31 protein-coding genes are annotated in these 25,549 nt (G+C 62.8%); 20 read left to right on the top strand and 11 right to left on the bottom strand.

Features of this window, described 5'->3' with window-relative positions:
• The first annotated feature begins 57 nt into the window (after window positions 1-57).
• The 17 genes from AC5RWA_RS03915 (at window position 58) to AC5RWA_RS03835 (ending at window position 15,116) form a co-directional block, all read left to right on the top strand.
• Window positions 58-273: a Flp family type IVb pilin gene (locus tag AC5RWA_RS03915; RefSeq protein ID WP_494056618.1), complete on the top strand. Its 216-nt coding sequence runs from the start codon at window positions 58-60 to the stop codon at window positions 271-273.
• Between the two features lie 110 nt (window positions 274-383).
• The gene (locus tag AC5RWA_RS03910) at window positions 384-791 is read left to right on the top strand and encodes a TadE/TadG family type IV pilus assembly protein (RefSeq protein ID WP_494056617.1); all 408 of its coding nucleotides are present in this window, start codon (window positions 384-386) and stop codon (window positions 789-791) included.
• Window positions 779-1,924 (top strand): pilus assembly protein TadG-related protein, encoded by a 1,146-nt coding sequence (locus tag AC5RWA_RS03905; protein WP_494056616.1) that lies wholly within the window; start codon window positions 779-781, stop codon window positions 1,922-1,924. The genes AC5RWA_RS03910 and AC5RWA_RS03905 overlap by 13 nt, the downstream gene beginning before the upstream one ends.
• 54 nt (window positions 1,925-1,978) lie before the next feature.
• Window positions 1,979-2,761 (top strand): Flp pilus assembly protein CpaB, encoded by a 783-nt coding sequence (cpaB, locus tag AC5RWA_RS03900; RefSeq protein WP_494056615.1) that lies wholly within the window; start codon window positions 1,979-1,981, stop codon window positions 2,759-2,761.
• Window positions 2,761-3,960, top strand: a complete 1,200-nt coding sequence (locus AC5RWA_RS03895; protein WP_400513861.1) for a CpaE/TadZ family protein — start codon at window positions 2,761-2,763, stop codon at window positions 3,958-3,960. The genes cpaB (AC5RWA_RS03900) and AC5RWA_RS03895 overlap by 1 nt, the downstream gene beginning before the upstream one ends.
• Window positions 3,957-5,426 (top strand): TadA family conjugal transfer-associated ATPase, encoded by a 1,470-nt coding sequence (locus AC5RWA_RS03890; protein ID WP_494056614.1) that lies wholly within the window; start codon window positions 3,957-3,959, stop codon window positions 5,424-5,426. The genes AC5RWA_RS03895 and AC5RWA_RS03890 overlap by 4 nt, the downstream gene beginning before the upstream one ends.
• Before the next feature lie 2 nt (window positions 5,427-5,428).
• Window positions 5,429-6,373 (top strand): type II secretion system F family protein, encoded by a 945-nt coding sequence (locus tag AC5RWA_RS03885; protein WP_494056613.1) that lies wholly within the window; start codon window positions 5,429-5,431, stop codon window positions 6,371-6,373.
• A 10-nt stretch (window positions 6,374-6,383) separates the two neighbouring features.
• Window positions 6,384-7,262: a type II secretion system F family protein gene (locus AC5RWA_RS03880; protein ID WP_494056612.1), complete on the top strand. Its 879-nt coding sequence runs from the start codon at window positions 6,384-6,386 to the stop codon at window positions 7,260-7,262.
• A 260-nt stretch (window positions 7,263-7,522) separates the two neighbouring features.
• Window positions 7,523-7,741, top strand: coding sequence for a Flp family type IVb pilin (locus AC5RWA_RS03875; protein ID WP_494056611.1), 219 nt, complete (start codon window positions 7,523-7,525; stop codon window positions 7,739-7,741).
• Between the two features lie 93 nt (window positions 7,742-7,834).
• Window positions 7,835-8,209, top strand: a complete 375-nt coding sequence (locus AC5RWA_RS03870; protein WP_494056610.1) for a TadE/TadG family type IV pilus assembly protein — start codon at window positions 7,835-7,837, stop codon at window positions 8,207-8,209.
• A complete protein-coding gene (locus AC5RWA_RS03865) occupies window positions 8,197-9,237 on the top strand; it encodes a pilus assembly protein TadG-related protein (RefSeq protein ID WP_494056609.1) in 1,041 nt (346 codons plus the stop codon). Before AC5RWA_RS03870 ends, AC5RWA_RS03865 begins: the two co-directional genes overlap by 13 nt.
• Window positions 9,238-9,266: 29 nt before the next feature.
• Window positions 9,267-10,022, top strand: coding sequence for a Flp pilus assembly protein CpaB (gene cpaB / locus AC5RWA_RS03860; RefSeq protein ID WP_494056608.1), 756 nt, complete (start codon window positions 9,267-9,269; stop codon window positions 10,020-10,022).
• Window positions 10,019-11,212 carry a CpaE/TadZ family protein gene (locus tag AC5RWA_RS03855; RefSeq protein WP_494056607.1) on the top strand — a complete coding sequence of 398 codons (1,194 nt, stop codon included), beginning with the start codon at window positions 10,019-10,021 and terminating at the stop codon, window positions 11,210-11,212. Before cpaB (AC5RWA_RS03860) ends, AC5RWA_RS03855 begins: the two co-directional genes overlap by 4 nt.
• Window positions 11,212-12,732: a TadA family conjugal transfer-associated ATPase gene (locus AC5RWA_RS03850; RefSeq protein ID WP_494056606.1), complete on the top strand. Its 1,521-nt coding sequence runs from the start codon at window positions 11,212-11,214 to the stop codon at window positions 12,730-12,732. The genes AC5RWA_RS03855 and AC5RWA_RS03850 overlap by 1 nt, the downstream gene beginning before the upstream one ends.
• Before the next feature lie 8 nt (window positions 12,733-12,740).
• Entirely contained in the window at window positions 12,741-13,673 is a 933-nt protein-coding gene (locus AC5RWA_RS03845; RefSeq protein WP_494056605.1) for a type II secretion system F family protein, read from the top strand.
• A gap of 7 nt (window positions 13,674-13,680) precedes the next feature.
• Window positions 13,681-14,565 (top strand): type II secretion system F family protein, encoded by an 885-nt coding sequence (locus tag AC5RWA_RS03840; protein WP_494056604.1) that lies wholly within the window; start codon window positions 13,681-13,683, stop codon window positions 14,563-14,565.
• 89 nt (window positions 14,566-14,654) lie between these two features.
• Complete coding sequence (locus AC5RWA_RS03835) at window positions 14,655-15,116, top strand: Hpt domain-containing protein (RefSeq protein WP_494056603.1); 462 nt, start codon at window positions 14,655-14,657, stop codon at window positions 15,114-15,116.
• 6 nt (window positions 15,117-15,122) lie between these two features.
• Here AC5RWA_RS03835 and AC5RWA_RS03830 read toward each other — a convergent pair whose 3' ends face one another.
• Window positions 15,123-15,914, bottom strand: coding sequence for a response regulator transcription factor (locus AC5RWA_RS03830; RefSeq protein ID WP_275731393.1), 792 nt, complete (start codon window positions 15,912-15,914; stop codon window positions 15,123-15,125).
• 255 nt (window positions 15,915-16,169) lie between these two features.
• On the opposite strand from AC5RWA_RS03830, the gene AC5RWA_RS03825 reads away from it, so the two are divergent.
• On the top strand, window positions 16,170-17,834 hold the full coding sequence (locus tag AC5RWA_RS03825; RefSeq protein WP_494056602.1) for a sensor histidine kinase: 1,665 nt from the start codon (window positions 16,170-16,172) through the stop codon (window positions 17,832-17,834).
• Window positions 17,835-17,889: 55 nt separating this feature from the next.
• Here the strand turns inward: AC5RWA_RS03825 and AC5RWA_RS03820 are convergent, their stop codons facing one another.
• From AC5RWA_RS03820 to AC5RWA_RS03785, 8 genes are all read right to left on the bottom strand, one after another.
• The gene (locus AC5RWA_RS03820; protein WP_494056601.1) at window positions 17,890-18,783 is read right to left on the bottom strand and encodes a tRNA pseudouridine synthase A; all 894 of its coding nucleotides are present in this window, start codon (window positions 18,781-18,783) and stop codon (window positions 17,890-17,892) included.
• Between the two features lie 32 nt (window positions 18,784-18,815).
• Complete coding sequence (gene rplQ / locus AC5RWA_RS03815) at window positions 18,816-19,391, bottom strand: 50S ribosomal protein L17 (RefSeq protein WP_494056600.1); 576 nt, start codon at window positions 19,389-19,391, stop codon at window positions 18,816-18,818.
• A 68-nt stretch (window positions 19,392-19,459) separates the two neighbouring features.
• Window positions 19,460-20,470, bottom strand: a complete 1,011-nt coding sequence (locus AC5RWA_RS03810) for a DNA-directed RNA polymerase subunit alpha (RefSeq protein WP_013601812.1) — start codon at window positions 20,468-20,470, stop codon at window positions 19,460-19,462.
• A gap of 130 nt (window positions 20,471-20,600) precedes the next feature.
• On the bottom strand, window positions 20,601-21,002 hold the full coding sequence (gene rpsK, locus AC5RWA_RS03805) for a 30S ribosomal protein S11 (RefSeq protein WP_009358720.1): 402 nt from the start codon (window positions 21,000-21,002) through the stop codon (window positions 20,601-20,603).
• A 54-nt stretch (window positions 21,003-21,056) separates the two neighbouring features.
• Window positions 21,057-21,431: a 30S ribosomal protein S13 gene (rpsM, locus tag AC5RWA_RS03800; RefSeq protein ID WP_003803743.1), complete on the bottom strand. Its 375-nt coding sequence runs from the start codon at window positions 21,429-21,431 to the stop codon at window positions 21,057-21,059.
• Window positions 21,432-21,605: 174 nt separating this feature from the next.
• Complete coding sequence (rpmJ, locus tag AC5RWA_RS03795) at window positions 21,606-21,719, bottom strand: 50S ribosomal protein L36 (protein ID WP_009358722.1); 114 nt, start codon at window positions 21,717-21,719, stop codon at window positions 21,606-21,608.
• 70 nt (window positions 21,720-21,789) lie between these two features.
• Window positions 21,790-22,011 (bottom strand): translation initiation factor IF-1, encoded by a 222-nt coding sequence (infA, locus tag AC5RWA_RS03790; protein ID WP_009358723.1) that lies wholly within the window; start codon window positions 22,009-22,011, stop codon window positions 21,790-21,792.
• A 171-nt stretch (window positions 22,012-22,182) separates the two neighbouring features.
• On the bottom strand, window positions 22,183-23,181 hold the full coding sequence (locus AC5RWA_RS03785) for a P1 family peptidase (RefSeq protein ID WP_494056599.1): 999 nt from the start codon (window positions 23,179-23,181) through the stop codon (window positions 22,183-22,185).
• A gap of 109 nt (window positions 23,182-23,290) precedes the next feature.
• Between AC5RWA_RS03785 and AC5RWA_RS03780 the strand changes: the two genes are divergently transcribed.
• Window positions 23,291-23,782 (top strand): DUF2975 domain-containing protein, encoded by a 492-nt coding sequence (locus tag AC5RWA_RS03780; RefSeq protein ID WP_494056598.1) that lies wholly within the window; start codon window positions 23,291-23,293, stop codon window positions 23,780-23,782.
• Window positions 23,782-24,003 (top strand): helix-turn-helix domain-containing protein, encoded by a 222-nt coding sequence (locus AC5RWA_RS03775; RefSeq protein WP_494056597.1) that lies wholly within the window; start codon window positions 23,782-23,784, stop codon window positions 24,001-24,003. Before AC5RWA_RS03780 ends, AC5RWA_RS03775 begins: the two co-directional genes overlap by 1 nt.
• A 76-nt stretch (window positions 24,004-24,079) precedes the next feature.
• Here AC5RWA_RS03775 and map read toward each other — a convergent pair whose 3' ends face one another.
• Window positions 24,080-24,907, bottom strand: a complete 828-nt coding sequence (gene map, locus AC5RWA_RS03770; RefSeq protein ID WP_494056596.1) for a type I methionyl aminopeptidase — start codon at window positions 24,905-24,907, stop codon at window positions 24,080-24,082.
• Between the two features lie 70 nt (window positions 24,908-24,977).
• On the bottom strand, window positions 24,978-25,547 hold the full coding sequence (locus AC5RWA_RS03765) for an adenylate kinase (protein WP_176156829.1): 570 nt from the start codon (window positions 25,545-25,547) through the stop codon (window positions 24,978-24,980).
• Window positions 25,548-25,549: the final 2 nt, after the last annotated feature.

Below are 25,549 nucleotides of genomic sequence, written 5' to 3'. Positions count from 1 at the left end.
AGCTGGAAATTCGTTGAAATCAATTCAATCCATTTCACCGAATTAAAGGAAAACACAATGACTTCTCTCATGGTCTCAATGACTGCTTTCATCGCCGGCGTCAAGGAGCGCCTCGAATCCGAAAAGGGCGCGACGATGGTTGAATACGGCCTGATGGTAGCTCTCATCGCTGTAATCGTCGCGGTCGGTGCGGGTGTCCTGGGCATCGGCATTGACAACCTCTTCGACACGGTCAACGCCAAGCTCCCGGCAGCACCGGCAGCAGGATCTTAGTTCTCGGGGTGGCTCTGACGGGGATTACTGATCCCGGTCAGAGCCGCACCTGTCTCCTGCAACTGTGAGGTTGCAAAGCATCCGGCGGTACTTGCGTCTTGGAGAAGATCTTGAAACAGAAACAGAGGGAGCGCGGCGCAGTAGCCGTTGAAATGGCAGTTCTTTTGCCTCTACTGCTTTTGATTTTGATCGGGACCATGGAATTTGGGCGCGTGTTCAACGTTCAAAATTCGTTGACTCAGGCTGCACGAGAGGGTGCCCGTCACGCAGCTATTTACTACAACAAGGACGCGCTTGACGTACAAGGCACTGCGCTCGCAGCAGCTCCTTCTTTAGATGGTCTGTCCGTCGTCGTAGATGACAACGCCGACAATTGCGCAACAGGTATGGACGTCGAGGTCACTACCAGCGTTGACCTGCCTTCAATGTCTGGGTTCCTTGATGCTGGCTGGTTCGGATCTCCTGGCCTCTTTCCAATCAGGCTCACCGGAGTAGGGGTGATGAGATGCGGTGGCTGAAACAATGCGAGGTTGTCATTGCGGGAACTGATTCACACCGTGATGACAACGAACGGGGCGCGGCGGCTGTAATCGTAGCTTTCTTCATGGTGGTGCTTCTAGGCTTCGCTGCCCTGGCAGTCGACGTAGGAGCAATGTATGCCGAAAAAGCGCAGCTCCAGAACGGTGCTGATGCGACAGCGTTAGCAATTGCCGGCGACTGCGCCAAGGGCCTGGATTGTGCAACCGCAATGGAAAATCCCAACAATCGTCTCGCCGACGCCAACGCCAACGATGCTTCCAGCGGCGTCTACTCTATTACGCAGCCCACTACCAATAGCGTCCGAGTTGAAACCAACGCGCAGGAACCTGGTTCGGAAGACGACACTTTCTCATTGTTTTTTGCCAGAGTATTGGGCAATGAAACTGCAGTCATACATGCCGCAGCCGTAGCATCTTGGGGGGCCCCTTCCAAGGCCGAGACACTCCCTTGGACGATCAGCGAGTGTGTATTCAAGCAGTTTTTGTCACCCGCGCAGCTGGCAGATTTCAACTCGAGCGGCAACTTCACCGGTGATCCCGTTCCTACTCTCATCCTTTTCCGCTACGACCAAAACGTCCCTACATTCCCGGGATGCGAGGAGCAGAACGGTTACGCTCCCGGCGGATTTGGTTGGCTTGACACCGATGGTGAGTGCTCCGCAAGCATTGACATTGAAAACAACGAATTCGGCAGCAACCCGGGCAACGACTTGCCCAACGTGTGTCACGAGATGCCAGCAACCATCAAAGACTCACCGATCCTCATCCCCGTCTTCACTACAGCCGCAAAGAATGGCCAGAAGACCGAGTACACCCTGAGTGGTTTCCTTGCCTTCCAAGTAACAGGGTTCAAGTTCGGCGGCGGGCCTGGACTAACTGATCTGGATCCCGATGCTCCGGAATGCAAAGACGAGCCAGTCGTAAAGGACGACAAGGGCGGCAAAGACGGCAAAGGCGGCAAAGATGAGGAAGGCAGCACGGAAATCTTGGCCGCTGGCAATTGTCGCGGCATTCAGGGCTATTTCACCCGTTTCGTCTCTATTGAAGAGGGACTTGCAGTTTCTGACGGGGTGCCCAACTACGGAGGGACGGTTGCTTCCCTTACGGAATAGCACCGAGCCCGTCATCTGTACTCGACGAAAACCCATCTAAAAGGAGCAGACGAAGTGAAATCACGCCTACTGGGAGGCATTGCAGCATTAGTACTCGCGATCATCGGAACTGTACTACTCGTGGTTTATGTACAGGGAGCTGACGCCAGGGCAGCGCAAGAGCTAGAACCCGTGAATGTTTTGGTAGCGAAAGAACGTGTGCCGGCCGGCACTAAAGCAGAAGACCTAAACAGATACTTCGAGTTGGAGGCCGTTCCTCAATCAGCAGTTCCCGAAGGAGCACTGGAACGGCTAAGCGAGCAGACGGGCAAAATTACGTCTGTCACCTTGGAACCCGGGGAACAACTCCTTGCATCCAGGCTCGTAGATCCCCGGGAACTCGTTCCAGGCACCGTTCCCGTCCCGGGTGGTTTGGAGGAGGTGACCCTGCTCTTGTCCCCAGAACGCATTCTGGGCGGACGCATCGAAGCGGGCGATACCGTCACCATATATTCGTCTTTCAAGTCCGAAGGCAACATGCCAGCGGACGCTCCGGTCCCCGCCGAAGTAAGAGGCTGGACTCAGTCCACAGGCCTACTGTTCCACGATGTCCTGGTAACTGCGGTCCAAAAAGCTACAGCAAACACCAAATCGTCCGGCAGCGCTAATGATTCCGGAACGTCAGAAAGCAGTGTTGAGATGCCTAACGGATCTGCGTTCATCACTGTCGCAAGGACGGATGCCGACGCAGCAAAGCTGGTTTACGCGGCGGAGTTTGGCACGATTTGGTTTGCAAAGCAGACGGATACCAGCACCAAGAGTGATCCCCCAGTAACAACCTTTGGAGGGCTGTACTAATGAGCCGTTTCGTTGCCATCACTGCAGTCCGCGATTTTGAAGGACGAGTCAGGCAAGCAATAACTGGTGCACTGCACGGCGAGCTACAGACGCTTTCTCCGGAGGTCCTGGCAGGAGGACCGGAAGACGTATTGAGGCAACTCTCGGGCGCCCAGCCGGAGGTCCTGCTCCTAGGCCCCGGCGTTGCCCCGGACGACGCTCTAAAACTTGCAACTGTTTTTGATCTTCAATATCCAGAAGTCAGCCTGCTGCTCATTGCCGAGCCAAGCCCCGACCTAGTGCTCCGCGCCATGCACGCCGGGATCAGGGACGTTGTGACTCCGGAGATCGTGGTCAACGATCTCCGGGTGCTTCTGGAGCGCGCATGCCTGGCAGCGGCCAGCCGGCGCAGAGGGATGGCGCCGGCGGCCGAATCGGGCCAGGAGAGGGGCCGCGTCATAGCGGTAATGTCCCCGAAAGGGGGCGTCGGCAAGACGACTGTCGCGACCAACCTTGCTATTGGGCTCGGCAAGGTAGCGCCTATGGGTGTAGTCATCGTGGATCTCGACCTTCAGTTTGGCGACGTGGCTTCCGGCCTTCTTTTAGAGCCAGAACATTGCATAACTGATGCGGTCCACGGCTCTGCCTCCCAGGACTCCATGGTGTTGAAAGCTTTTTTGACAGTTCATCCTGCCGGTATCTATGCCCTTTGCGCACCACGGACGCCGGCTGAATCGGATTACATCACGGCGGACCATGTCAGCCGGCTGATCAATCAGTTGGCTGGCGAGTTCAAGTACGTGGTAGTGGATACTGCTCCGGGGCTGGGCGAACACGTGCTTGCCACCTTGGAACAGGCAACGGACGGGGTGTGGGTGTGCGGTATGGACGTCCCGAGTGTTCGTGGCCTCCGCAAGTGCTTCAGCGTACTGAAAGAGCTGCAACTAGTACCACAAGGAAGACATACAGTCCTCAACTTCGCAGACCGCAAGAGCGGCCTGTCTGTCCAGGACGTAGAAGCAACCATCGGGGTCCCTATCGATGCAGTTGTTCCGCGTTCCCGCACGCTGCCGTTCTCTACTAATCGAGGGGTTCCGGTACTGCAGAGCAGCAACAGGGATTCAGCAGCTAAGGGCCTTAGGCGTCTTGTGGACCGCTTTGATCCTCAATGGGTGTCGTCCCCGCAAAATAAGCTCCATCGAAGGGTGGTTGTATCGTGAGACTCTCAGATCGGCTTTCTAAGCAAAGCAGCGGAGCTGTTGTCACGCCGGCTGAAACAACGAGCACGGGGGAAAGGTCGCCCTCCTTTCACGGGGTAGCAGACACACCCGCGGCACCGTCACGGACGCCGCTTGCCTCGCAGCTTGGCGCAGCCTACACCCCGCCAGCCCCAGTCGTCGATGCGCTCGCAGGATTGAAACAGCGGGCTGCGCTCGCACTTTTCGAAAGGATGGGAACCCGGTTCGGAGATTCCTCGTCTTCCGAAGAGGAACTGCGCACGTCGGCAGTGGAGGAACTTTCGGCCGTCATTGATGAAGAACAGGTACCCCTCTCCCCCGAAGAACGACGGCGGCTCATCCGTGAAATTGCCGACGAGGTCATGGGTTTCGGGCCCTTGCAGCGGCTCCTCGAAGATCCGTCAGTAACGGAGATCATGGTTAACCGTTTTGACCAAATTTATGTCGAGCGTGGTGGCCATCTGACTTTGACGGGGTCCCAATTCAGCTCCGACGACCACCTGAGAAAAGTCATCGAACGAATTGTCTCCAAGGTGGGCCGCAGGATTGATGAATCTTCGCCCCTGGTAGACGCCCGCCTAGCAGACGGGTCGAGGGTCAATGCGATCATTCCTCCACTCGCTGTGAACGGCCCATCGCTCACTATCCGTAAGTTCAGCCATGTCCCGCTCACCGTACGGAATCTCATCGAGTGGGGTTCCCTAACGGTCGATATGGCTGAACTCCTTAGTGCCTGTGTCAGGGCACGGCTCAACATCATCGTTTCTGGTGGTACTGGCACCGGCAAGACCACGCTGTTGAACGTGTTGTCCTCCTTCATTCCAGAAGACGACCGCATCGTCACCATCGAGGACGCGGTTGAGCTCCAGCTGCAGCAGGACCACGTGGTGCGACTCGAAAGCCGCCCGCCGAATATTGAAGGCAAAGGCGCGATCGGAATTCGGGACCTGGTGCGAAATTCGCTCCGCATGAGGCCGGACCGCATCATTGTGGGCGAAGTCCGAGGTGGTGAGTCGTTGGACATGCTGCAAGCCATGAACACGGGCCATGATGGGTCGCTGTCCACGGTGCACGCGAATTCTCCGAGGGACGCTATCGCAAGGCTGGAGACCCTGGTACTCATGGCCGGGATGGACCTTCCGCTTCGGGCAATTCGCGAACAGGTGTCGTCAGCCGTGGACCTCATTGTCCAAGTCACCAGGCTCCGAGACGGAAGCCGTCGCGTAACCCACGTGACCGAAGTCCAAGGCATGGAAGGCGATATCGTCACCCTCCAGGACGTCTTTCTATTCGACTACTCAGCAGGAATGGACCCCCAGGGCCGATTCCTGGGCAAGCCAATTCCGACCGGTATCAGGCCCAGGTTCCTGGACCGTTTCGCGGAGCTTGGAATTGGCGTCTCACCTGCCGTGTTCGGTGTCGACATGGCCCCTCTCGGGAGGCGGTAGCTGTGGAAAGTCCCCTGCTCATCGGGGTGGCAGTACTCGCGTGCTTTGGCGCACTGGTCATCCTGTTCTTTGTCGTCCTTAAACCGACAACTGGCACGATTCCCTTGGACCGGAGACGTCCGAAAGGCAGCAGCCCCGAGAATTCGTCCCTCAGTAAGGTTTCACAGACGCTGGTCGACAACGTCGACCGGGCACTCGGTAAGTCCGGCGGTCCCTTTAACCGGGACCTCCTCTACAACGCAGGTGTGAAAATGACGCCCGCGGACTTCACCGTCCTTGTGGCCGTGGCGTCCGTTTTACTTGGCTTCCTCGGCGCACTGTTCACAAACCCGGTCATAGGTATTTTCCTGGGGGCCGCGGCACCCTTTCTTACCCGTCTGGTTCTGAGCATTCGCACCGATAAGCGCCGGGGTAAATTCGAAGCCCAGCTCATAGACACCATCCAGATGCTGATTGGTGGCCTGAGGGCAGGCCACAGCATCATGCGTTCCCTGGAAGCCGCTGGCTTGGAATCCGATGCGCCCACCTCGGAAGAACTCCTGCGAATTGTCAACGAGACCCGCATAGGCAAGGACCCGGGGCAAGCCTTGGAGGAAACCGCGCAACGTATGGGCAGCGAGGACTTTGGCTGGATCGGCCAAGCCATACAGATCAATCGCGAAGTCGGCGGCGATCTAGCGGAGGTGCTCGAGCAAGTCGCGGGAACCATTCGCGAGCGCAGCGAGATCAAGGGCCAGGTGCGTTCACTGAGCGCAGAGGGCAAGATGTCAGCCATCGTGCTCATGGGTATGCCGGTAGCAGTCGCCCTCATGCTCTCGGTTATCAACCCTACGTATATGAGGGTGTTTATCGAGGAGCCTCTTGGCAACATCATGATCGCCGTTAGCGCCGTCATGTTTGTCATCGGGGGCGTCTGGATGAGCCGCACTGTCAAGATCAAGTTCTAGGAGGATCGTCATGACACCCACAGCCTGGCTCATCATCGCCGCCGTGGTTCTTCCTCTCACCTATTTCGTTTGGGTCCTGGCCACGTTGGATCGGAGGGGTGCCTTAGCCATTCAAACCAACTTGGGACAGGGCTTCACTCACAGTGGAACGACGGCGACGGCTCGTCCTCCCGCCATGCTGGGTATGGCCAAACGGCTCACTCCAGGCAGCTACGAAGCAAAGCTGGACCGGTGGCTTGCTTTGGCTGGACGCCCGGTTTCCATGCCTTTGGAGAAGCTGATCATCGGCAAGCCCATCCTTGCCTTGGCCGGCGCCGTACTTGCGATCTTCGTATTTAGGAGTTCCCCAACGCCTCAGAGCGTCGGAATTGGTTTGCTGATCACGGGGCTGGGGTACTTCCTACCGGATCTCCTTGTCTACAACAAGGGGATCAAGCGGCAAGAGGCTATTCAGCTGGAATTACCCAATACCCTGGACCAGATGCTCATTTCCGTAGAAGCGGGGCTTGGATTTGAAGCAGCCATGGCTCGCGCGGGTCAGTACGGCGAAGGCCCGCTGGCGCAGGAGCTCACCCGCACTCTGCAGGATATGCAGGTGGGACGTCCGCGCCAAGAGGCTTATCAGGCCATGGCGGACCGTTCCTCAGTATCAGAACTACGCAGCTTCGTCCGAGCGGTGGTTCAGGCGGACAAGTATGGAATTGGCCTGGCCAAAGTCCTCCGGACGCAAGCAAAGCAATCGAGGGTGAAGCGTCGGCAACGGGCTGAAGAGAAAGCCATGAAGCTTCCCGTTAAGGTCCTGTTCCCGCTGCTGTTGTTCATCTTCCCGGTGCTCTTCATCGTTCTTCTGGGTCCAGCAGTCATCAACATCATGAACACGCTGTTTTAGGCCAAACCCCAGCGCGCACCCAAGCGCCCCATAGACCGGACCCCCTCGGCACCCAGAACCGAGGGGGTCCTCTTATGTGCCCTCGGAACTACAAATCCCAGCGTTAGCGCAGCAAACACCAAGTGAAAACGCAGGAAAGATACAGCCGGGAAAGCCTTTGCGCAGGATGCCCCAAGATACCGATTTTGTCCATTTCTCGTTGCTAATTTCGTATCAGTGCTGGTGCAGGACCAGCCATCCGTCTCGCACAGGAGTCTCAAATGCTTTCTCTTTACACCAACCTTGTGGCACGCCTCCGCACCGAAGAAAAGGGCGCTACGGCCGTCGAATACGGCATCATGGTCGCGCTTATCGCCGTCGTCATCATTATCGCCGTCAGCACCCTCGGCGATACTCTTCTCAACCTCTTCACTGATGTCAACACCGACGTGCTGACCCCTCCCGCTGCCACCACGCCAGCTGCCGCTCCCGCCAACTAACAACCCTGTTCGGTTCCGGCCCCCCATATCGGAACCGCACCACATCACACAGCAACGCCCAAAACACGAGTCACTCAAGAGGAGGTGCAGCAGGTGCAGCACAATTCGGAACGCGGTGCAGCCGCCGTCGAATTCGCACTCCTGTTGCCCCTCCTCTTGATGCTGGTACTGGGAACCATCGAATTCGGGCGAGCCTACAACGCCCAGATCACCCTCACCAACGCAGCCCGCGACGGCGTCCGGGTCATGGCCATCGCCAACGATCCAACCGGCGCCAAGAATGCGGCGAAAAACGCAGCAGCATCGGTCAGCACCAGCATTCCCACCACTGACATCACGCTCAGCACCAACGCGTGCAGCACCGGAAACCAGGTAACGCTCACCATCAACTACAACCTGTCCACCATCACCGGCATCGCGGGCCCGTTCCCGATGACGGGCAAGGGGGTCATGCTGTGCGGCGGCTGACCAGCGACCAAGCAACAAACGAACGCGGCGCCGTCTCAGTCATCGTTGCCATCCTCCTGGTGACCCTCCTCGGCTTCGTGGCGATCGCCGTCGACGTCGGGGTCATCTACTCCGAGCGCGCGCAGCTGCAAAGCGGCGCGGACGCCTCGGCCATCGCACTGGCGCAGAAATGCGCCCGCGACGCCACCGACACAAACTGTTCGACGACGTCAACGCTGGCCACAAGCCTCGCCAACCAGAACGCACTGGACGGCATGAGCAAGGTGCACGGCATCCAGCTGGATAAAATAGCCCGCACGGTTTCGGTCACCACCAGCGCCAAGGAAACGGGCGGACAAGACAACTCTGTCTCCCTCTTCTTAGCGGACGTCCTCGGCATCCCCACCAAGGAAGTCGGCGCCCGGTCCAAAGCCGCCTGGGGCAGCCCCAAGGCCGGCCGCACCGCATTCCCCCTGGCGTTCTCCATCTGCCAGGTCAAGGACAACATCGGCGGCTCCCTCCAGCTCCTCCAGGAGCACGGCAAGAACCAGAACATTGACTGCAACTATGGCCCGTCCGGGGCTGCTGTCCAAGGCGGCTTCGGCTGGTTGGTCCAGGATCCCGGCGTCTGCGGCGGCACCATCGACCTCGCCGTAAGCGAGGGCGGCAGCGACCCCGGCAACAACGCCCCGGGCAACTGCTCCACCGAACTCAACCGCTGGGCCAGCGAAATCACGGCAGGCCGGAAGGTCATCGTCCTCCTGCCCGTCTTCAACAAAGTCACGGGAACCGGGGCGGGCGCCGTCTACGGAATGCTGTCCTTCGCAGCTTTCGAAGTCACCGGCTGGAAGTTCAGCGGCGGCACCGGTCTGCCGTATGAGTTCCGCAGTGAAAAGTCGACGACGACGGGCGTCACCGTTGCGACCGAATGCAAAGGTGAGTGCCGCGGCATCATCGGCAAATTCGTCAAGTACGTTTCCCTCGCCGACGGCTACACCCTCGGCCCCGTGGACGCCTACGGCGCCACCATCGCCCGCCTCACCCTCTGACCAAACATCCCAAACCACGGAGTAACACAGTGAAGTCTCGCCTGCTCGCCGGAACGGCCGCGGTCGCTTTGGCGCTCGTGGGAGCCCTCCTCATCATCTTCTACGCCAACGGCGCGGACCAGCGCGCCCTGGCCACCACGGAACCGGTTGACGTCCTGGTGGTCAAGACCGCCATCCCCGCCGGCACCCCGGTCAACGACATGGCAGCATCGCTGGTCATCGAGAAGGTCCCGGCCGCCGGGAAGTCGGACACCGCCCTCAGCACCCTGGACAACAAGGCCGGCACCGTCAGCACCGTGGACCTCGTCCCCGGCGAACAGCTCCTGGCCGAACGGCTCGTGGCACCTGAAGAGGTCAAGACAGAAGGCGTGGCGAAGGTCCCCGCCGGGCTGCAGGAAGTCTCCTTCCAGCTGGAACCCCAGCGCGTGGTGGGCGGCCGGATCAACGTGGGCGACCACGTGGGTATCTCCCTAAACTTCGGGAACGGCGCCTACAAAGCGAAAGCCGAGGACGCCACTACCCAGCTCACGCTCCGCAAAGTCCTGGTCACCGCCGTGCAGCGGGCCCCGCAGGCCGCGAGCGCCGAGAAGCCGGCCGACGGTTCGGACCCCGCAGACACCACCCTCCCGGAAGGATCACTGATGCTCACGGTCGCCGTCACGGACATCGACGCCGGCAAGATCATCTTCACCTCCATCAACGGCGAGCTCTGGCTCACCAAGGAACCCCTGGACGCCCAGGACAACGGCCCGCGCATCGAGCGCAAGGAAGTGGTGTACAAGTGAGCCGCTTCGTCCTCCTCTCCCCCAACGGCGACTTCGACCAGAAGCTGCGCGCCGCCGTCGCGCACGGCCTCCGCGGCACCGTGCAGACCATCGCCTCGGACATCCTCCCTGCCGGCCCCGCCGAACTCTTCGCCCTCCTCAACCAGGAGCAGCCCGAAGTCCTGATCATCGGCCCGGACGTCCCCTACGAGGAGGCGCTCCGGTTCGCCAAGGTCTTCGACGTCCAGCTCCCCGGCCTCAGCCTGGTGCTGGTCAGCGACGTGGACCCGTCCTTTCTCCTCCACGCCATGCGCGCCGGCATCCGGGACATCCTCAGCCCCAACGCCGACGCCGCGGAAATCCGGGTACTCCTCGAACGCGCCTGCCAGTCCTTCGCCACCCGCCACCGCACTCCGGAAGCGCAAGGTGAGACCAACGGCAAGGGCCTGGTGATCGGCGTCTTCTCCCCCAAGGGCGGCGTGGGCAAGACCACCCTCGCCACCAACATCGCCATCGGCCTGGGCCAGATCGCGCCCATGAGCGTGGTGATCGTGGACCTGGACCTGCAGTTCGGCGACGTCGCCTCCGGCCTCTACCTCAACCCAGAGCACACGGTCACGGACGCCGTCACCCCCGCGGCCAGCCAGGACTCCCTGGTCCTCAAGGCCTTCCTCACGGTGCACCCGGCCGGAATCTACGCCCTGTGCGCGCCGCCCAACCCGGTGGACGCGGACCACATCACCCCGGAACAGATCACCCGCCTGCTCGAGCAGCTGGCCCAGGAATTCCAGTACGTGGTCCTGGACACCGCCCCCGGCATGCCCGAAATCGGCCTCGCCGCGATGGAGCAGTGCACGGACGTGGTATGGGTCAGCGCTATGGACATCCCCAGCCTTCGCGGCCTCCGGGGCGGCCTGGACGTCCTCCGACAGCTGGACATCATGCCCGAATCCCGCCACGTGGTCCTGAACATGGCCGACGCCAAGGCCGGCCTCAGCGTCCAGGACGTCGAGTCCACCATCGGCGCGCCCGTGGACGTCAGCGTCCCCCGTTCCCGCGCCGTGGCCCTCTCCACCAACCGGGGCATCCCCGTCCTCCAGGAATCGAAGAAGGACCCCGCCGTCAAAAGCCTCCGCCAGCTGGTGGAGCGCTTCAACCCGGCGTGGCGTACCCAGACCCAGCGCAAGCTTCACCGAAGGGTGGTCATCTGATGAAACTCTCTGAACGCATCAGCGCCGTCCAGGACCGCAACCAGCCGTCCGGCGCGGCCACGGCCGTGCTTGAGCGGCCCCGCACCGCCGCCGCATCCATCCCCTCCCCGCGCCCGACGGCGGAGGGGCACCTTCCCGAGCCTGCCGCCGTCGTGATTCCAACGCACGACGGCGGCACTCAGCAGGTGCCCAAGGCACCTGGCGTGGACGTCTTCGCCGCCATGAAGCTCCGGGCGGCCACCGCCCTTTTCGAACGGATGGGCACCCGCTTTAACGACGCTGCGGTCACCGAGCAGGAACTCCGCGCCACCGCCAAGGAGGAACTGTCGCGCATCATCGACGCAGAACAGGTCCCCCTTACGCCCGAGGAACGGACCCGCCTGGTGCGGGACGTTGCCGACGACGTCCTGGGCTACGGCCCGCTTCAGCGCCTGCTGGACGATCCTGCCGTCACCGAAATCATGGTCAACCGGATGGACCAGATCTACGTGGAGCGCAAGGGCAAGCTCACGCTCACGGAGTCCCGGTTTAGCTCCGAGGAACACCTGCGCAAGGTCATCGAACGCATCGTGTCGAAAGTGGGCCGCCGCATCGACGAGTCCTCCCCGCTGGTGGACGCCCGCCTTGAGGACGGCTCCCGCGTCAACGCCGTCATCCCGCCGCTGGCGGTTGGCGGGTCCTCGCTGACCATCCGTAAATTCAGCAAGGTCCCCCTGACGGTCCGCAACCTGATCGACTTTGGAACGCTGACGCCGGAAATGGCGGAGCTGCTGAACGCCTGCGTCAAAGCCAAGCTCAACATCATCGTGTCCGGCGGCACGGGTACGGGTAAAACCACCCTCCTCAATGTCCTGTCCTCCTTCCTTCCCGCGGACGAGCGGATTGTCACCATCGAGGACGCCGTGGAACTGCAGATCCAGCAGCAGCACGTGGTCCGCCTCGAAAGCAGGCCGCCGAACACCGAGGGCAAGGGCGAGGTGACCATCCGCGAACTGCTCCGTAACTCGTTGCGCATGCGCCCCGACCGGATTGTGGTGGGCGAGGTCCGCGGCGGCGAATCGCTGGACATGCTGCAGGCCATGAACACCGGCCACGACGGGTCCCTCTCCACCGTGCACTCCAACTCGCCCCGCGACGCCGTGGCCAGGCTCGAAACCCTGGTGCTCATGGCCGGCATGGACCTGCCGCTGCGCGCCATCCGGGAGCAGATCGCGTCCGCCGTCAACCTCATCGTCCAGATTTCGCGCCTGCGGGACGGTTCCCGGCGCATCACCCACGTCACCGAAGTACAGGGAATGGAAGGAGACATCGTGACCCTCCAGGACGCGTTCGTCTTCGACTACTCCGCCGGAGTGGACGCCCATGGCCGGTTCCTCGGCAAGCCCGTTGCCACCGGCATCAGGCCACGGTTCATCGACCGGTTCGAGGACCTGGGCATCCACGTCTCGCCGGGTGTCTTCGCCGGACCGCAGGCCCTGACGGGACAACCTCCCGCTGCCCAAAACAAGACCGGAAGATAGGTACCGCCGTGATTCTCGCTGCCGGAGCTGTCATCCTGCTGGTGGCCGTGTGCCTGCTGGGCGTCGCGGTGATCCTACCGGGCGCCCCCTCGGTGCCGCTGGACCGCCGTCGTCCGTTTGAAGCCGAGCCGCCCTCCTCGATCTCCCGGCTGGCGCTCTCCGCCGTCCGCTCCTTCGAACGGCCCCTGGCCGGACGCAACGTGAAGCTGTTCGCCCGCGCCGAACTGGAGGACGCCGGGCTTCGCCTGAGCCAGGCCGAGTTCTTCCTGCTGGTGGGCATCGGCGCCGGCATCGGAATGCTGGTGGGTACTGTCACGGTGGGACCGCTGGTGGGGCTGCTCCTGGCACTGCTGGCGCCTTTCGTCGGGAAACTCGTCCTCGGATTCCTGGCTGGGAAACGCCGGGCGGCGTTCGACGGCCAGCTCGGCGACACCCTGCAGCTGCTCTCCGGCGGTTTGCGCGCCGGCCACAGTATCCTCAGGGCGGTCGACGCCGCCGCCACCGAATCGCAAAAACCGACATCCGAGGAGATGCGCCGGGTCATCACCGAAACCAGCCTGGGCCGAGACCTCCTGGCAGCGCTCAATGACACCGCCGATCGGATGAAGAACGAGGACTTTGTCTGGATCTCCCAAGCCATCCAGATCAACCGCGAAGTGGGCGGCAACCTGGCGGACGTCCTGGACCAGGTCAACGAAACCATCCGCGAGCGCGCCGAAATCAAGGGCCACATCAAGGCACTGGCGGCGGAAGGCAAGTTCTCGGCCTACATCCTCATCGCCATGCCGTTCGGCATCGTGGCCATGCTCCTGTCCGTGAGCCCCAGCTACATGAACTCCATGTTCACCCATCCCCTGGGCTGGGCCATGATCGGAGCGTCCTTTGTCCTCATGACCATCGGCGCGCTGTGGATGCGCAAGATCATCGACCTGAAGTTCTGAGGACGCCATGAACCTGATTGTGCTTCTGTCCATCCTGCTGGTGTGTGCTCCCCTGGCCGGGCTGGCCTGGTCCGTGCTCACGGTGGACCGGCAGGGCCGGCTCGCCGTCAACGATCTCCTGTCCCGCGGTGCCGCGCCGATCGCTGTTGCCTCCGCCGGAAAGCCGGGGCTGCTGGAGGGTGTGGGCCGGCGCCTCACTCCCCCGGCGTACGTGGCGTTCCTGGACCGCCTGCTCTCCCTCGCAGGCCGGCCGGCGTCCATGCCGCTGGGCAAAGTCCTGGGCTCAAAGCTTGCCCTCGGGCTCACGGGCGCCGTGCTGGGCTTCTACCTGACCGCCATCGGCAGTACCCCGCTCATGAAGCTGGCCGGGCTCTTCGTGCTGTTCCTGGGCTACTTCATCCCGGACCTCCTGCTCTACAGCAAGGGCCTGGAGCGCCAGAAGGTCATCCAGCTGGAACTGGCCAACACCCTTGACCAGATGCTGATCTCCGTCGAGGCCGGCCTCGGTTTCGAAGGCGCCATGGCCAGGGCTGGTGAGAACGGCAAGGGACCGCTGGCCGAGGAACTGGTGCGCACGCTGCAGGACATGCAGGTGGGCCGCAGCCGGCGCGAGTCGTACATCGCACTGGCCGAAAGGACCAACATCCCCGAGCTGCGCAGCTTTGTCCAGGCGGTGGTCCAGGCAGACACGTACGGCATCGCCATCAGCCGGGTGCTGCGGGTCCAGGCGAAGGTGATGCGGGTCAAGCGGCGCCAACGTGCTGAAGAAAAAGCCATGAAACTGCCCGTCATGATCCTGTTTCCGCTGTTGTTCTTTATCTTTCCGGTTCTCTTCATCGCAATTCTGGGACCGGCAGTTGTTAATACCGTGATGACGTTCAGTGGCCAATAAGGCCAGGTCCGGCTGAAGGATCGCTCAAGCTTTCCAAAGGATCACCCCAAACAGCACAATCCAGGAAATTCAGGAAGTAGCCTTGAACAATGCACAGTCCAGATCCCGGCACCAGCGACGAGGCGGCACCTGCGGCCTTCGAGCCCGGGATCATGCCAGCCGGCCTCGCCGCATCCCCACAGGAAGCGGCCGGGCTCTTGCCGCTCGTTGACGCCGCCGTCCTGGACGAGCTGGAGGACGAGCTGGCCGGCTCGGGCCTGGCCCAGCGCTTTGCCCGGGACTACGCGGCCATGTGGGACCAACGGTATGCCCGCCTTGCAGCAGCCGTGGACAACCGGGACGGCGACGCAGCCCTTGACGCCGTCATCAGCCTGAAGATCACCTCGGCCATGGTGGGCGGGCTGCGGCTTGCCAAGCTGGCCGAGCTCCTCGAAGCCGTGATCCGCCTCGGCGACTTCGGCCAGGGTCAGGTGCTGATGGAGCGGGTGGCCGAGGACGGCGGCCTGACCATCTCCGAGCTTCAGTCCAGCTACATCCTCGAAAACGACTGATACGGCCTACCGCTCAAGTGGCCGGCTGGGTGCCAGCCGGTAGCCCACCCCCCGGACCGTCTGCAGCCACCGCGGGGACACCTGGTCCTCCTTTAGCTTCCGCCGCAGGTTGCCGATGTGCACTTCGACGGCGCGTTCATCCGCGTCGCTGATGTAGGTGTCCTGGTCATAGAACTCCCCGCGCACCGCCCTAACCAGGTCAGCCCGCGTGCACACCGCTCCGCCGCCCCTCAGCAGGACGTGAAGCAGGTCGAACTCGCTGCGGGTGAGCGTCAGCGGCTGGCCCTGCACTTCCACGGTCCGCGTCCGGTGGTTCAGGAGCAGGCCGTTGTGCTGCAGGACGGCGGAATCGTGCTGGCGCGGCACGGCAGCTGCCTGGGCAGGTGGCCACGTGCCGGCCGCCGGCTTTTGTGCGCTGACTTCGTGGCGCGGCCTGCGCATCATCGCGGCAACCCGTGCCCGCAGTTCCCGGGGCCTGAAGGGCTTGGCGATGTAGTCGTCCGCCCCCGCATTCAGGGCGGAGAGCAGGTCCGGCTCTTCGGTCCTGCCCGTCAGCATCACCACATAGGCATTGCTGAAGTGGCGGATCCGCCGAAGTACTTCGAACCCGTCAATGTCAGGCAGGCCGATGTCCAACGTCACCACGTTGGCCTGCTTGCTGCGGACCACTTCAACCCCGGCCCGCCCGTCAACCGCTGTATGGACCTCGAAGCCCGCCTGGCTGAGAACCCCTTCGAGGAGGTTCCGCACGTCAGCGTCATCTTCGATGACTACAGCCACACCAAGATCGTCGTCCATTACTATCCCTGAGCCAGGCGGATACGGCCCCCCATTAGCCCAGCGCCAATGCCATATCTGCTCCAACCATTTATACGCTACAAGTAACCCGGGCTGATTACATCTCTTTGAAGCTTGCATTTGAAAAGTCAATAATTATGACAAGGCATGTACATTTGGGGCTGGAAAGGATGTGCACAATGGCGACCTGCAGGAATTCAGCGGCACATGCCGCCTCCCGCCTGAACGCGACGTCGAAAGGTTCGAGCGGCGTTTATGGCTGAAACCCTGATGCGGCGTGGACCGCTGCGCTTTTTCCGGGGATTGGGGACCCGCTCACAGGTGGCGTTATGCCAGCTGCCACTGACGCTGCTGGTGGCTGGCCTGGCAATAGCCACGCCGTTCGCCTGGCCTACGCTTCTGCAAAGTCCGCTGTACATGGGTGGCATCGTTCTGCATGGCGTCCTGTTCCTGGCGTGCTTCCTGGTCCCGTGGGAGCGGCTGGCGCACCGCCCGTACCTGCTGATCCCCATCCTGGACTTCGTGGCGATCGGCCTGCTGCGCAACGGGGCAGCGCCCCTGCTCCCCGGCCTTGCAGTCCTGGCGGTCTTCCCGGTGATCTGGCTCTCGGCCTCCGGAATGCTGACCCGCAGCAGCCTGGTCCTCAGCTTCGCGGGCCCGTTTTTCATCATGCTCCCGTCCGTGGCCGGAAAAATTCCCAACCTCACGGCCTCGGACATCACCACCGTGTTCCTCTTCCCGCTCATGATGCTCTCCGTGTCGCTGGCCATCAGGTTTGCGAGTGTCCATCTGCGCATGCAGCAGCGGGAGCTGGCGGAAAAGGACCGGGAGCTCCGGAAGCTGCTGGGCGAAAGCCGGGAACGGGAAAAGCTGCTGCAGACGGTACTGGACGCCACCGACGTCGGCATCGTCGCCGTCGATGCCGACGGGAACCATCTCCTGATCAACGACCGGCAACGCCGGTTCCGGGAGATCGCCAGCGGACCGGAGGACCGCGACGAAGCACAGCAGGCCATCTTCGCCCTGGACAAACAGACCGCCCTGCCCGAGGACAAGCGCCCCGTCAGGCGGGCCGTGCACGGCGAGTCCTTTGCTGACTACCTCATCTGGATCGGCGAGGGCACCGACCAGCGGGCCATCTCCACTGCCGCCCGGCAGCTCGCCGGCGATGACGGCAGCCCCAGCGGCGCCGTCGTCGTGTTCAGTGACGTGACCGGCCTGGTGGAGGCGCTGGCCGCGAATGAGGAACTGGTGTCCAACGTTTCCCACGAATTCCGAAGCCCGCTGAATTCGATCATCGGCAACGTGGACATGGTGCTCGACGACGCGGCGGACCTCCCGCCGCACGTGGCCCGGCGGCTGATGGTGGTGCAGCGGAATTCGGAACGACTGCTGGCGCTGGTTTCCGACCTGACGGCGTCAGCATCAGCTGCCCTGAACGTCCACCCGAAACGGACGGACCTGGCGGGCCTCGTGGAAACGAGCGTGGGCTCCGCACAGGCACAGGCCGAGCGGGCGCACATCGAGCTCACCGCGGACGTTCCATCCCCTCTCTGGGCCTACGCCGATCCGCTGAGGATCGGGCAGGCGCTGGACAACCTGGTGTCCAACGCCATCAAGTATTCCCCCGACGGCGGGAAGGTCAGCATCAGTGCCAGCACCGGCAACGACTGGATCCAGCTGAGCGTCAGCGACACGGGGATGGGAATGACCAGCGAGGACGCCGCCCGGGTGTTCAAGCGGTTCTACCGCACCGAGGCCGCCCGCAAAGCGGCCATCTCCGGTGCCGGGCTGGGGCTGTCCATCACCAAGCTGATCGTGGAACGGCACGGCGGCACCATCACGTGCCAAAGCGGCCACGGCGAAGGCAGCACCTTCACCCTGACCCTGCCCGCGGACGAGCCCCCGCCGTCGTTCTAGGTTTCGACAGGCTCAACCACCGGTGGTTGAGCCTGTCGAAACCCAACCACCGGGACTACGTCTCCCGCAGCGCCCTTGTCAGCTCGGCGCGGGCCAGCAGTTCGTCGTCGGACGGGTAGGCCACTTCCTCCAGGACCAGCGGATGCGGCGCGGCGAGCACGGACTTCGCGTCGCGCTTCTTCGCCAGCAGCCGCTCATGCAGCCAGCCCGGTTCCACCACGCCCTCCCCCACGTACAGGGCCGAGCCGATGAGGGCGCGCACCATGTTGTGGCAGAACGCGTCGGCCTGCACGATGGCGACGATGACGCCGTCCTCCGCACGCGTGAACTCAAAGCGCTGCAGCTCGCGGATGGTGGTGGCCCCCTCCCGCGGCTTGCAGAAAGCCAGGAAGTTCTGGAGCCCCAGCAGCTTGGAGGCACCTTTGTTGAGCAGGTCAACATCCAGCGGGTTCTTGTGCCACAGGGTGGAGTAGCGGCCCAGCGGGTCCCAGAGGGCGGGGCCGTCGGCGATCCGGTAGCTGTAGCGCCGCCAGAGGGCCGAGAAGCGGGCGTCGAAGCCGGGAGGTGCCAGCGAGATCCGGTGCACCTCGACGGCCCCGGTGAGGTCGCCGAGGATACGGCTCAGTGCCCCGCGGATCCTGCGGAGCATGGCGACGGCGGGATCGAGTTCGTGCCCGCGCGGAAGTCCCAGCCACTCGGCTTCGGTGAGGTCCAGGTGGACCACCTGCCCGCGTGCGTGCACGCCGGCGTCGGTCCGCCCGGCAACGGTGACGCGGACGGGGCGGCGGACCAGGAGCTGCAGCGCTTCCTCCAGGACGCCCTGGACTGTCCGCAGGCCCGGCTGCAGTGCCCACCCGCTGAAGGGGCCGCCGTCGTAGGACACATCAAGCCGGACACGCAAAAACCCGCCGCCCCCCAAAACGGGGGCCGCGGGTTTTTGGTCGTTCATAGACTTAAGTCTATGCGAAGAAAATCAGCGAATTACTTCGCGTCCTTTTCCTCGGCAGCGGGAGCTTCAGCAGCTTCCTCAGCGGCCGGAGCCTCTTCGGTGGCAGCTTCTTCAGTCGCAGTTTCTTCGCCGGCGGGAGCCTCAGCAGCTTCGGTCTCGGCTACCTCGGCCTCGGGAGCTTCCTCGGCAGCCGGAGCAGCCTTGGCAGCAGCCTGGGTAGCCTCGGCGACTACAGCCTGCTTGGCGGAAACCGGCTCGAGAACCAGTTCGATGACAGCCATGGGAGCGTTGTCGCCCTTGCGGTTGCCGATCTTGGTGATGCGGGTGTAGCCGCCGTCGCGGTTCTCCACTGCCTGGGCAATGTCGGTGAACAGCTCGTGGACGACGCCCTTGTTGCTGATCAGGCCCAGGACGCGGCGGCGGGAAGCCAGGTCGCCGCGCTTGGCGAAGGTCACCAGTCGCTCTGCGTACGGCTTCAGGCGCTTGGCCTTGGTCACCGTGGTGGTGATCCGCTTGTGCTCGAACAGGGATGCTGCCAGGTTCGCGAGCATGAGGCGCTCGTGAGCCGGGCCGCCTCCGAGGCGCGGACCCTTAGTGGGGGTAGGCATAATTGTTTCTCCTCATGTGGAAGCCGTGGACCGCACACCATGGTGCAGCCCGCCGGCCAAGGTCTGGTTTAGAGTTCGTCGTCGCCGAAGGCGGCGTCGTCCTCTTCGATTGCTGCGGCGCGTGCTGCGAGGTCAAAACCGGGAGGCGAGTCCTTGAGGGACAGGCCCAGTTCAACCAGCTTTGCCTTGACCTCGTCAATGGACTTTGCACCAAAGTTGCGGATGTCCATCAGGTCAGCCTCGGAGCGTGCAACGAGTTCACCCACGGTGTGGATGCCCTCACGCTTGAGGCAGTTGTAGGAACGGACGGTGAGGTCCAGATCCTCGATCGGCAGTGCCATGTCGGCTGCCAGGGCAGCGTCGGTGGGCGACGGGCCGATCTCGATACCTTCAGCTGCGGTGTTCAGCTCACGGGCCAGACCGAACAGTTCCACCAGGGTGGTGCCTGCGGAAGCGACGGCATCGCGCGGGGCGATGGCCTGCTTGGTCTCGACGTCGACAATCAGCTTGTCGAAGTCGGTGCGCTGCTCAACACGGGTTGCTTCCACGCGGAAAGTAACCTTCAGCACCGGCGAGTAGATGGAGTCGACCGGGATACGGCCGATCTCTGCGTCGCCGGACTTGTTCTGAGCTGCCGAAACGTAGCCGCGGCCGCGCTCGATGGTCAGTTCGAGTTCGAACTTGCCCTTCGAGTTCAGCGTGGCAATGTGCAGATCCGGGTTGTGGAATTCGACGCCGGCCGGCGGAGCGATGTCCGCGGCGGTGACGACTCCGGGGCCCTGCTTGCGCAGGTAAGCGACAACCGGCTCGTCGTGCTCGGAGGAAACCGAGAGGCTCTTGATGTTCAGGATGATCTCAGTGACATCTTCCTTGACACCCGGAACCGTGGTGAACTCGTGCAGCACGCCATCGATCCGGATGCTGGTTACGGCAGCACCGGGGATGGAGGAGAGCAGGGTACGGCGGAGGGAGTTTCCGAGGGTGTAGCCGAAGCCCGGTTCCAGCGGTTCAATGATGAAACGCGAACGGTTTTCGGAGACTACCTCTTCGGAGAGGGTGGGGCGCTGTGCAATGAGCACTTAGGTTTCCTTTCGGCGAGCATCCGCTATATGACGCAACACAGGTGGTGGAAATTCGGTCTGAAGACTTAACGCGCTGGGCTTGCCCGGACCATCGACGGTCCGGGCAAGCTCATGCGGCGGGAAAGCCTTAGACGCGGCGGCGCTTCGGCGGGCGGCAGCCGTTGTGCGCTGCGGGGGTGACGTCCTGGATGGAGCCAACCTCGAGGCCAGCGGCCTGCAGCGAACGGATTGCCGTCTCGCGTCCGGAACCCGGACCCTTGACGAAAACGTCTACCTTGCGCATGCCGTGCTCCTGCGCACGCTTGGCAGCGGCTTCAGCAGCCATCTGGGCAGCGAACGGGGTGGACTTACGCGAGCCCTTGAAGCCAACCTCACCTGAGGAAGCCCAAGAGATAACAGCGCCGGTCGGATCCGTGATGGAAACGATGGTGTTGTTAAACGTGCTCTTGATGTGCGCCTGGCCAAGCGCGATATTCTTCTTGTCCTTCTTACGCGGCTTGCGAACCGCGCCACGAGTCTTCGGGGGCATTTTTTCTCCTACAGAAAGTTATTGGGGAAAGCTCCGTTAATCCCGGCGGGGATTTTAACGGGCCTTCTTCTTGCCGGCGACGGTACGCTTCGGGCCCTTGCGGGTACGCGCGTTGGTCTTCGTACGCTGACCGCGTACGGGCAGGCCCTTGCGGTGGCGCAGGCCTTCGTAGCTGCCGATTTCAACCTTGCGGCGGATGTCAGCTGCTACTTCGCGGCGAAGGTCACCCTCAACCTTGTAGTTGCCTTCAATGTAGTCACGCAGCTCAACCAGCTGGGCATCGGTGAGGTCCTTAACGCGGACGTCAGCGCTGATGCCAGTGGCAGCCAGGGTTTCGTGTGCACGGGTCTTGCCCACGCCGTAGATGTAAGTAAGCGCAATTTCCAGCCGCTTTTCGCGGGGAATGTCTACGCCAGCGAGACGAGCCATAGTGGCAGTACTCCTTGATAAACCGGAGGTCGTAGGCAGTACACCCGCACGTTCTGTGCGGCCCCAGCCTCCGACCGGGGGTTAGCTGCCCGGGCTCCATACGTCCCAGATCAGCTTGTGCTGCCTTTATTTACTTGCGTGGGTTAGCAACCCAGGATTTCCCGATGAAGGGAATTAGCCCTGGCGCTGCTTGTGGCGCGGGTTCTCGCAGATCACCATGACCCGGCCATTACGGCGGATCACTTTGCACTTTTCGCAGATCTGCTTGACGCTCGGCTTGACCTTCATGGCATTCCTTTGCGTGTAACAGTTGGTCAACTGGAGCGGCGGTCAGCTCGCGCTGAAGCCGCCCAGCAATTTACTTGTAGCGGTAGACGATACGACCACGGGTGAGGTCGTACGGGCTCAGCTCCACCACTACGCGGTCCTCGGGGAGGATCCTGATGTAGTGCTGACGCATCTTTCCAGAGATGTGTGCCAGAACGATGTGCTTGTTGGTGAGCTCAACGCGAAACATCGCGTTAGGCAGCGCCTCGGTCACAACGCCTTCGATCTCAATGACCCCGTCCTTCTTGGCCATACCCTCCGCTAACTGTTGTTGCCGCAGCCCTGCCGGATTGCACCGCGCATGGCCACGAACGTTTTTGTTGGATCGATTGCGGCTCCAGGCCCAAAGAGGGCGCGGCAGTCCAGACAACCAACAAACAACACTACTCTGTCTCGCCGTAAAAGTTAAATCGGCAATAGTAACCTACTCGGCACCGTACACACCATAATCCCCGGCCGGAGTGCTGACGGGTTCGGCGCTGGCCACGCCGTCCAGGATGGCCAAGCGGACGACGTCGGCTGCCGCGCTTTGCAGCGTGATGAGACTGATCTGCCGGGCAGTTTCGTCGCTGCGGTCGAGTGCCAAGCCGCCGGTTGCCAGGCAGAAGACAGTGTCCCCATCAGCGAGGGTATGGGACGGATTAAGCGACCGGGCAATCCCGGCATGTGACGCGCCGGCAGTCCGTTTGCACTCCGCCACGTCCAGAACGGCGTTGGTCGCGACCACAACAAGGGTGGTGTTCAGCGGCGCCGGACCGTTGAGCTTGTCCTCCCGGTGATCGAGCTTGCCCTCCCGGTGATTGAGCTTGTCGAAATCCAGGGTTTCGGCAGGCTCAACCACCGGACCGGGGTTAACTATCGGAAGTCCCAAGGCATTAACGACTGCTAACGCCGCAACCACAACTCCACTGTCGAGGGTGACGGACGCCGTGCCTACGCCACCCTTGTAGGTCCTGCCCAGAAGCGCCCCGGTGCCGGCACCCACGTTGCCGCGCCCGACGTCGTGCCCTTCCTTCTCCCCCGCAGCCGCCGCCGTCGCCGCGTACCCCATGTCCGGCGTCGGACGTGCGGAAAAGTCACCGCCCCGACCCAGGTCGAAAATCGCTGCCGCCGGGACGATGGGAACCACTCCCCCGGGCACGGCGAAGCCTCTGCCGTTTTCCTCGCACCACCGCTGGACGCCGCCGACGGAAGCGAGGCCGTAGGCGCTGCCGCCGGTCAGCACCACGGCATCCACAACACTGACAAGGCTGGTGGGATCCAGCGCATCGGTCTCGTGCGTGGCCGGCCCGCCGCCCTGGACATCAACTGAGCCCACAGTGCCCGGCGGCGGCAGGACCACCGTCACCCCGGCGAGCCAGCCGGCGTCGTTCCGTTGAACATGGCCAACCCGGATACCGGGCACATCAGTGAGAGATCCCATGCGCCCATTCTGCCCCGCACCGCCCGAGCGCCCAGCCGCGGCAGCGCCGCATTGTTTAACCTATTGAATATCGATAGAATCCGACTGTTGCCCGATAAAGGAGAAGTTCATGGGAAAGCTAACGGTCCTGGCGCTGCGCATTGTTATAGCGCTGGTCCTCGCCGGTTCACTGTTCGTGCAGGTATGGATGGTGCCGCTGCTGTCCGTCGACATGGCGGAGGCGGGCGCACCCACCGGCCCGCGCATCGCGCTGCTGGCGATTGTGGTCCTGGGCATCGTCTGCGTCCAGGTCACGGCAGTGTGCGTCTGGCGGCTGCTGACCATGGTGCGGAAGGGAACGGTCTTCTCCCACGGCGCGTTCCGCTACGTTGACGTCATCTTCGGTGCCATTGCGGTGGCGTCGCTGCTGATGTTCGGGATCGCCGTGCTGCTGGCCCCGGGAGAGGTGGCGCCGGGCGTCGTCCTGCTGATCTGCGGCGCCTCGCTCATGATCGCCGGTGTGGCACTGCTCGTGCTGGTGCTCCGGACGCTGCTGGCGCAGGCGGTGGCCCGTGATGCCGAGGCCAAGCACCTGCGCTCCGAGCTGGACGAGGTGATCTGATGGCGATCATCGTGGATATCGATGTGGCGCTGGCCAAACGGAAGATGCCTGTCGGCGTGCTCGCCGAGCGCGTGGGAATCACGCCGGCGAACCTGGCGGTACTCAAGAACGGGCGGGCCAAGGCGGTGCGGTTCACCACGCTCGAGGCCCTGTGCGAGGTGCTGGAGTGCCAGCCCGGCGACCTGCTGCGGTGGGTGCCGGACGGCCATGCGGAAGACTAAGAGGGCCTTCCCCAACTGGGTAGCAGTAGTTGTCGTTTTGGCGCGCCATAACGACAACTACTGCTACCTACATGGGCTAGGGGATGGGCACGGGGGTGACGCCGAGCGGCACAAGGTGCTCCGCTCCGCCGTCGGGCGCTGAAAGCACCCAAATGCCCTTCTCATGGACCGCCACGGAATGCTCCCACTGACAGGAACGCTTGCCGTCGGTGGTCACCACGGTCCAGTCGTCCTCCAGCACGGCGGTCTCAATGCCGCCGCGCACCAGCATGGGCTCGATTGCGAGGCACAGGCCGGGCTTGATCTTGGGCCCGCGGTGGCTGGTCCGGTAGTTCAGGACGTCCGGCGCCATGTGCATTTCGGAGCCGATGCCGTGGCCCACGTAGTCCTCGAGGATGCCCAGCGGCTTTCCCGGAACGGAGGAGACGTAGTCGTCGATGGCCGCGCCGATGTCACCCACGTGCGTGCCGGTGGCCAGCGCTGCGATTCCCCGCCACATGGCAGCGTTGGTGACGTCCGAGAGCCGCTGGTCCTCGGGGTCGGCGGTTCCCACAATGACGCTCCGCGCCGAATCGGAGTGCCAGCCGTCCACGATGGCACCGCCGTCGATCGAGATGATGTCGCCGTCCTGCAACACGCGGCTGCCCGGGATGCCGTGCACCACCTCGTCATTGACGGACGTGCAGATGGTGGCCGGGAAGCCGTGGTACCCGAGGAAGTTGGACTTCGCGCCGGCTTCGTTCAGGACGGCGGCGAACACGTCGTCGAGGTGCTTGGTGGTCACACCGGGCACCGCGGCGGCAACAGCAGCGTCCAGGGCACGGCTTAGGACCAGTCCTGCCTCGTGCATGGTGCGCATCTGGGCGTTGTTCTTGTATTCGATGCGGGGCTGGCCAAAGGCCATGGTGTGTTCCTTTCAAATGGCTGAGGCTCCTCCCGTGTACCGGGAGGAGCCTCGGAAATCAGTGCCTGGATCAGGCCGCCTGTGCCGCCTTGATGGCCTGCATCACGCGGTCGGTCACTTCATCGATCGGGCCGATGCCGTCAACCTGGGTGAGGATGCCGCGCTCGGCATACTTCGCCACAACGGCTTCGGTCTGCTCGTGGTACAGGTCAAGGCGGTGGCGGATGACGGCTTCGTTGTCGTCGCTCCGGCCCGTTTCCTTGGCCCGGCCCAGGAGGCGGTGCACCAGCTCCTCATCGTCGGCAGTCAGCTGCAGGACGACGTCGAGCTTCTCGTCGCCCTTGGCGAGGATCTCGTCGAGGTAATCCACCTGCGCTGTGGTGCGCGGGTAGCCGTCCAGCAGGAAGCCGCTTTCGACGTCGGCCTCGCTGAGGCGGTCGCGCACCATCTTGTTGGTGACGCTGTCCGGAACAAAGTCGCCCGCATCCATGTACTTCTTGGCTTCGATGCCAAGCGGCGTTTCGCCCTTTACATTGGCGCGGAAGATGTCGCCGGTGGAGATCGCAACAACGCCGAGGCGCTCCGAGATCCTTTCCGCCTGCGTACCCTTGCCCGAACCGGGAGGTCCAATAATCAGCATTC

The organism is Arthrobacter sp. 210 2 (genome assembly GCF_059093025.1).
Note: the sequence above shows the minus strand (reverse complement) of the source record. Positions and strands in the feature narration are given on the sequence as shown.

Bases quoted from the DNA above. Each gene is read 5' to 3' on its own strand.
- AC5RWA_RS03915 (WP_494056618.1), top strand. From the start codon at position 58: ATGACTTCTCTCATGGTCTCAATGACTGCTTTCATCGCCGGCGTCAAG.
- AC5RWA_RS03905 (WP_494056616.1), top strand. From the start codon at position 779: ATGCGGTGGCTGAAACAATGCGAGGTTGTCATTGCGGGAACTGATTCA.
- AC5RWA_RS03895 (WP_400513861.1), top strand. From the start codon at position 2,761: ATGAGCCGTTTCGTTGCCATCACTGCAGTCCGCGATTTTGAAGGACGA.
- AC5RWA_RS03880 (WP_494056612.1), top strand. From the start codon at position 6,384: ATGACACCCACAGCCTGGCTCATCATCGCCGCCGTGGTTCTTCCTCTC.
- AC5RWA_RS03875 (WP_494056611.1), top strand. From the start codon at position 7,523: ATGCTTTCTCTTTACACCAACCTTGTGGCACGCCTCCGCACCGAAGAA.
- AC5RWA_RS03850 (WP_494056606.1), top strand. From the start codon at position 11,212: ATGAAACTCTCTGAACGCATCAGCGCCGTCCAGGACCGCAACCAGCCG.
- AC5RWA_RS03840 (WP_494056604.1), top strand. From the start codon at position 13,681: ATGAACCTGATTGTGCTTCTGTCCATCCTGCTGGTGTGTGCTCCCCTG.
- AC5RWA_RS03835 (WP_494056603.1), top strand. From the start codon at position 14,655: ATGCACAGTCCAGATCCCGGCACCAGCGACGAGGCGGCACCTGCGGCC.
- AC5RWA_RS03830 (WP_275731393.1), bottom strand. From the start codon at position 15,914: ATGGACGACGATCTTGGTGTGGCTGTAGTCATCGAAGATGACGCTGAC.
- AC5RWA_RS03825 (WP_494056602.1), top strand. From the start codon at position 16,170: ATGGCTGAAACCCTGATGCGGCGTGGACCGCTGCGCTTTTTCCGGGGA.
- AC5RWA_RS03820 (WP_494056601.1), bottom strand. From the start codon at position 18,783: ATGAACGACCAAAAACCCGCGGCCCCCGTTTTGGGGGGCGGCGGGTTT.
- rplQ (WP_494056600.1), bottom strand. From the start codon at position 19,391: ATGCCTACCCCCACTAAGGGTCCGCGCCTCGGAGGCGGCCCGGCTCAC.
- rpsK (WP_009358720.1), bottom strand. From the start codon at position 21,002: ATGCCCCCGAAGACTCGTGGCGCGGTTCGCAAGCCGCGTAAGAAGGAC.
- rpsM (WP_003803743.1), bottom strand. From the start codon at position 21,431: ATGGCTCGTCTCGCTGGCGTAGACATTCCCCGCGAAAAGCGGCTGGAA.
- rpmJ (WP_009358722.1), bottom strand. From the start codon at position 21,719: ATGAAGGTCAAGCCGAGCGTCAAGCAGATCTGCGAAAAGTGCAAAGTG.
- infA (WP_009358723.1), bottom strand. From the start codon at position 22,011: ATGGCCAAGAAGGACGGGGTCATTGAGATCGAAGGCGTTGTGACCGAG.
- AC5RWA_RS03785 (WP_494056599.1), bottom strand. From the start codon at position 23,181: ATGGGATCTCTCACTGATGTGCCCGGTATCCGGGTTGGCCATGTTCAA.
- AC5RWA_RS03780 (WP_494056598.1), top strand. From the start codon at position 23,291: ATGGGAAAGCTAACGGTCCTGGCGCTGCGCATTGTTATAGCGCTGGTC.
- AC5RWA_RS03775 (WP_494056597.1), top strand. From the start codon at position 23,782: ATGGCGATCATCGTGGATATCGATGTGGCGCTGGCCAAACGGAAGATG.
- map (WP_494056596.1), bottom strand. From the start codon at position 24,907: ATGGCCTTTGGCCAGCCCCGCATCGAATACAAGAACAACGCCCAGATG.
- AC5RWA_RS03765 (WP_176156829.1), bottom strand. From the start codon at position 25,547: ATGCTGATTATTGGACCTCCCGGTTCGGGCAAGGGTACGCAGGCGGAA.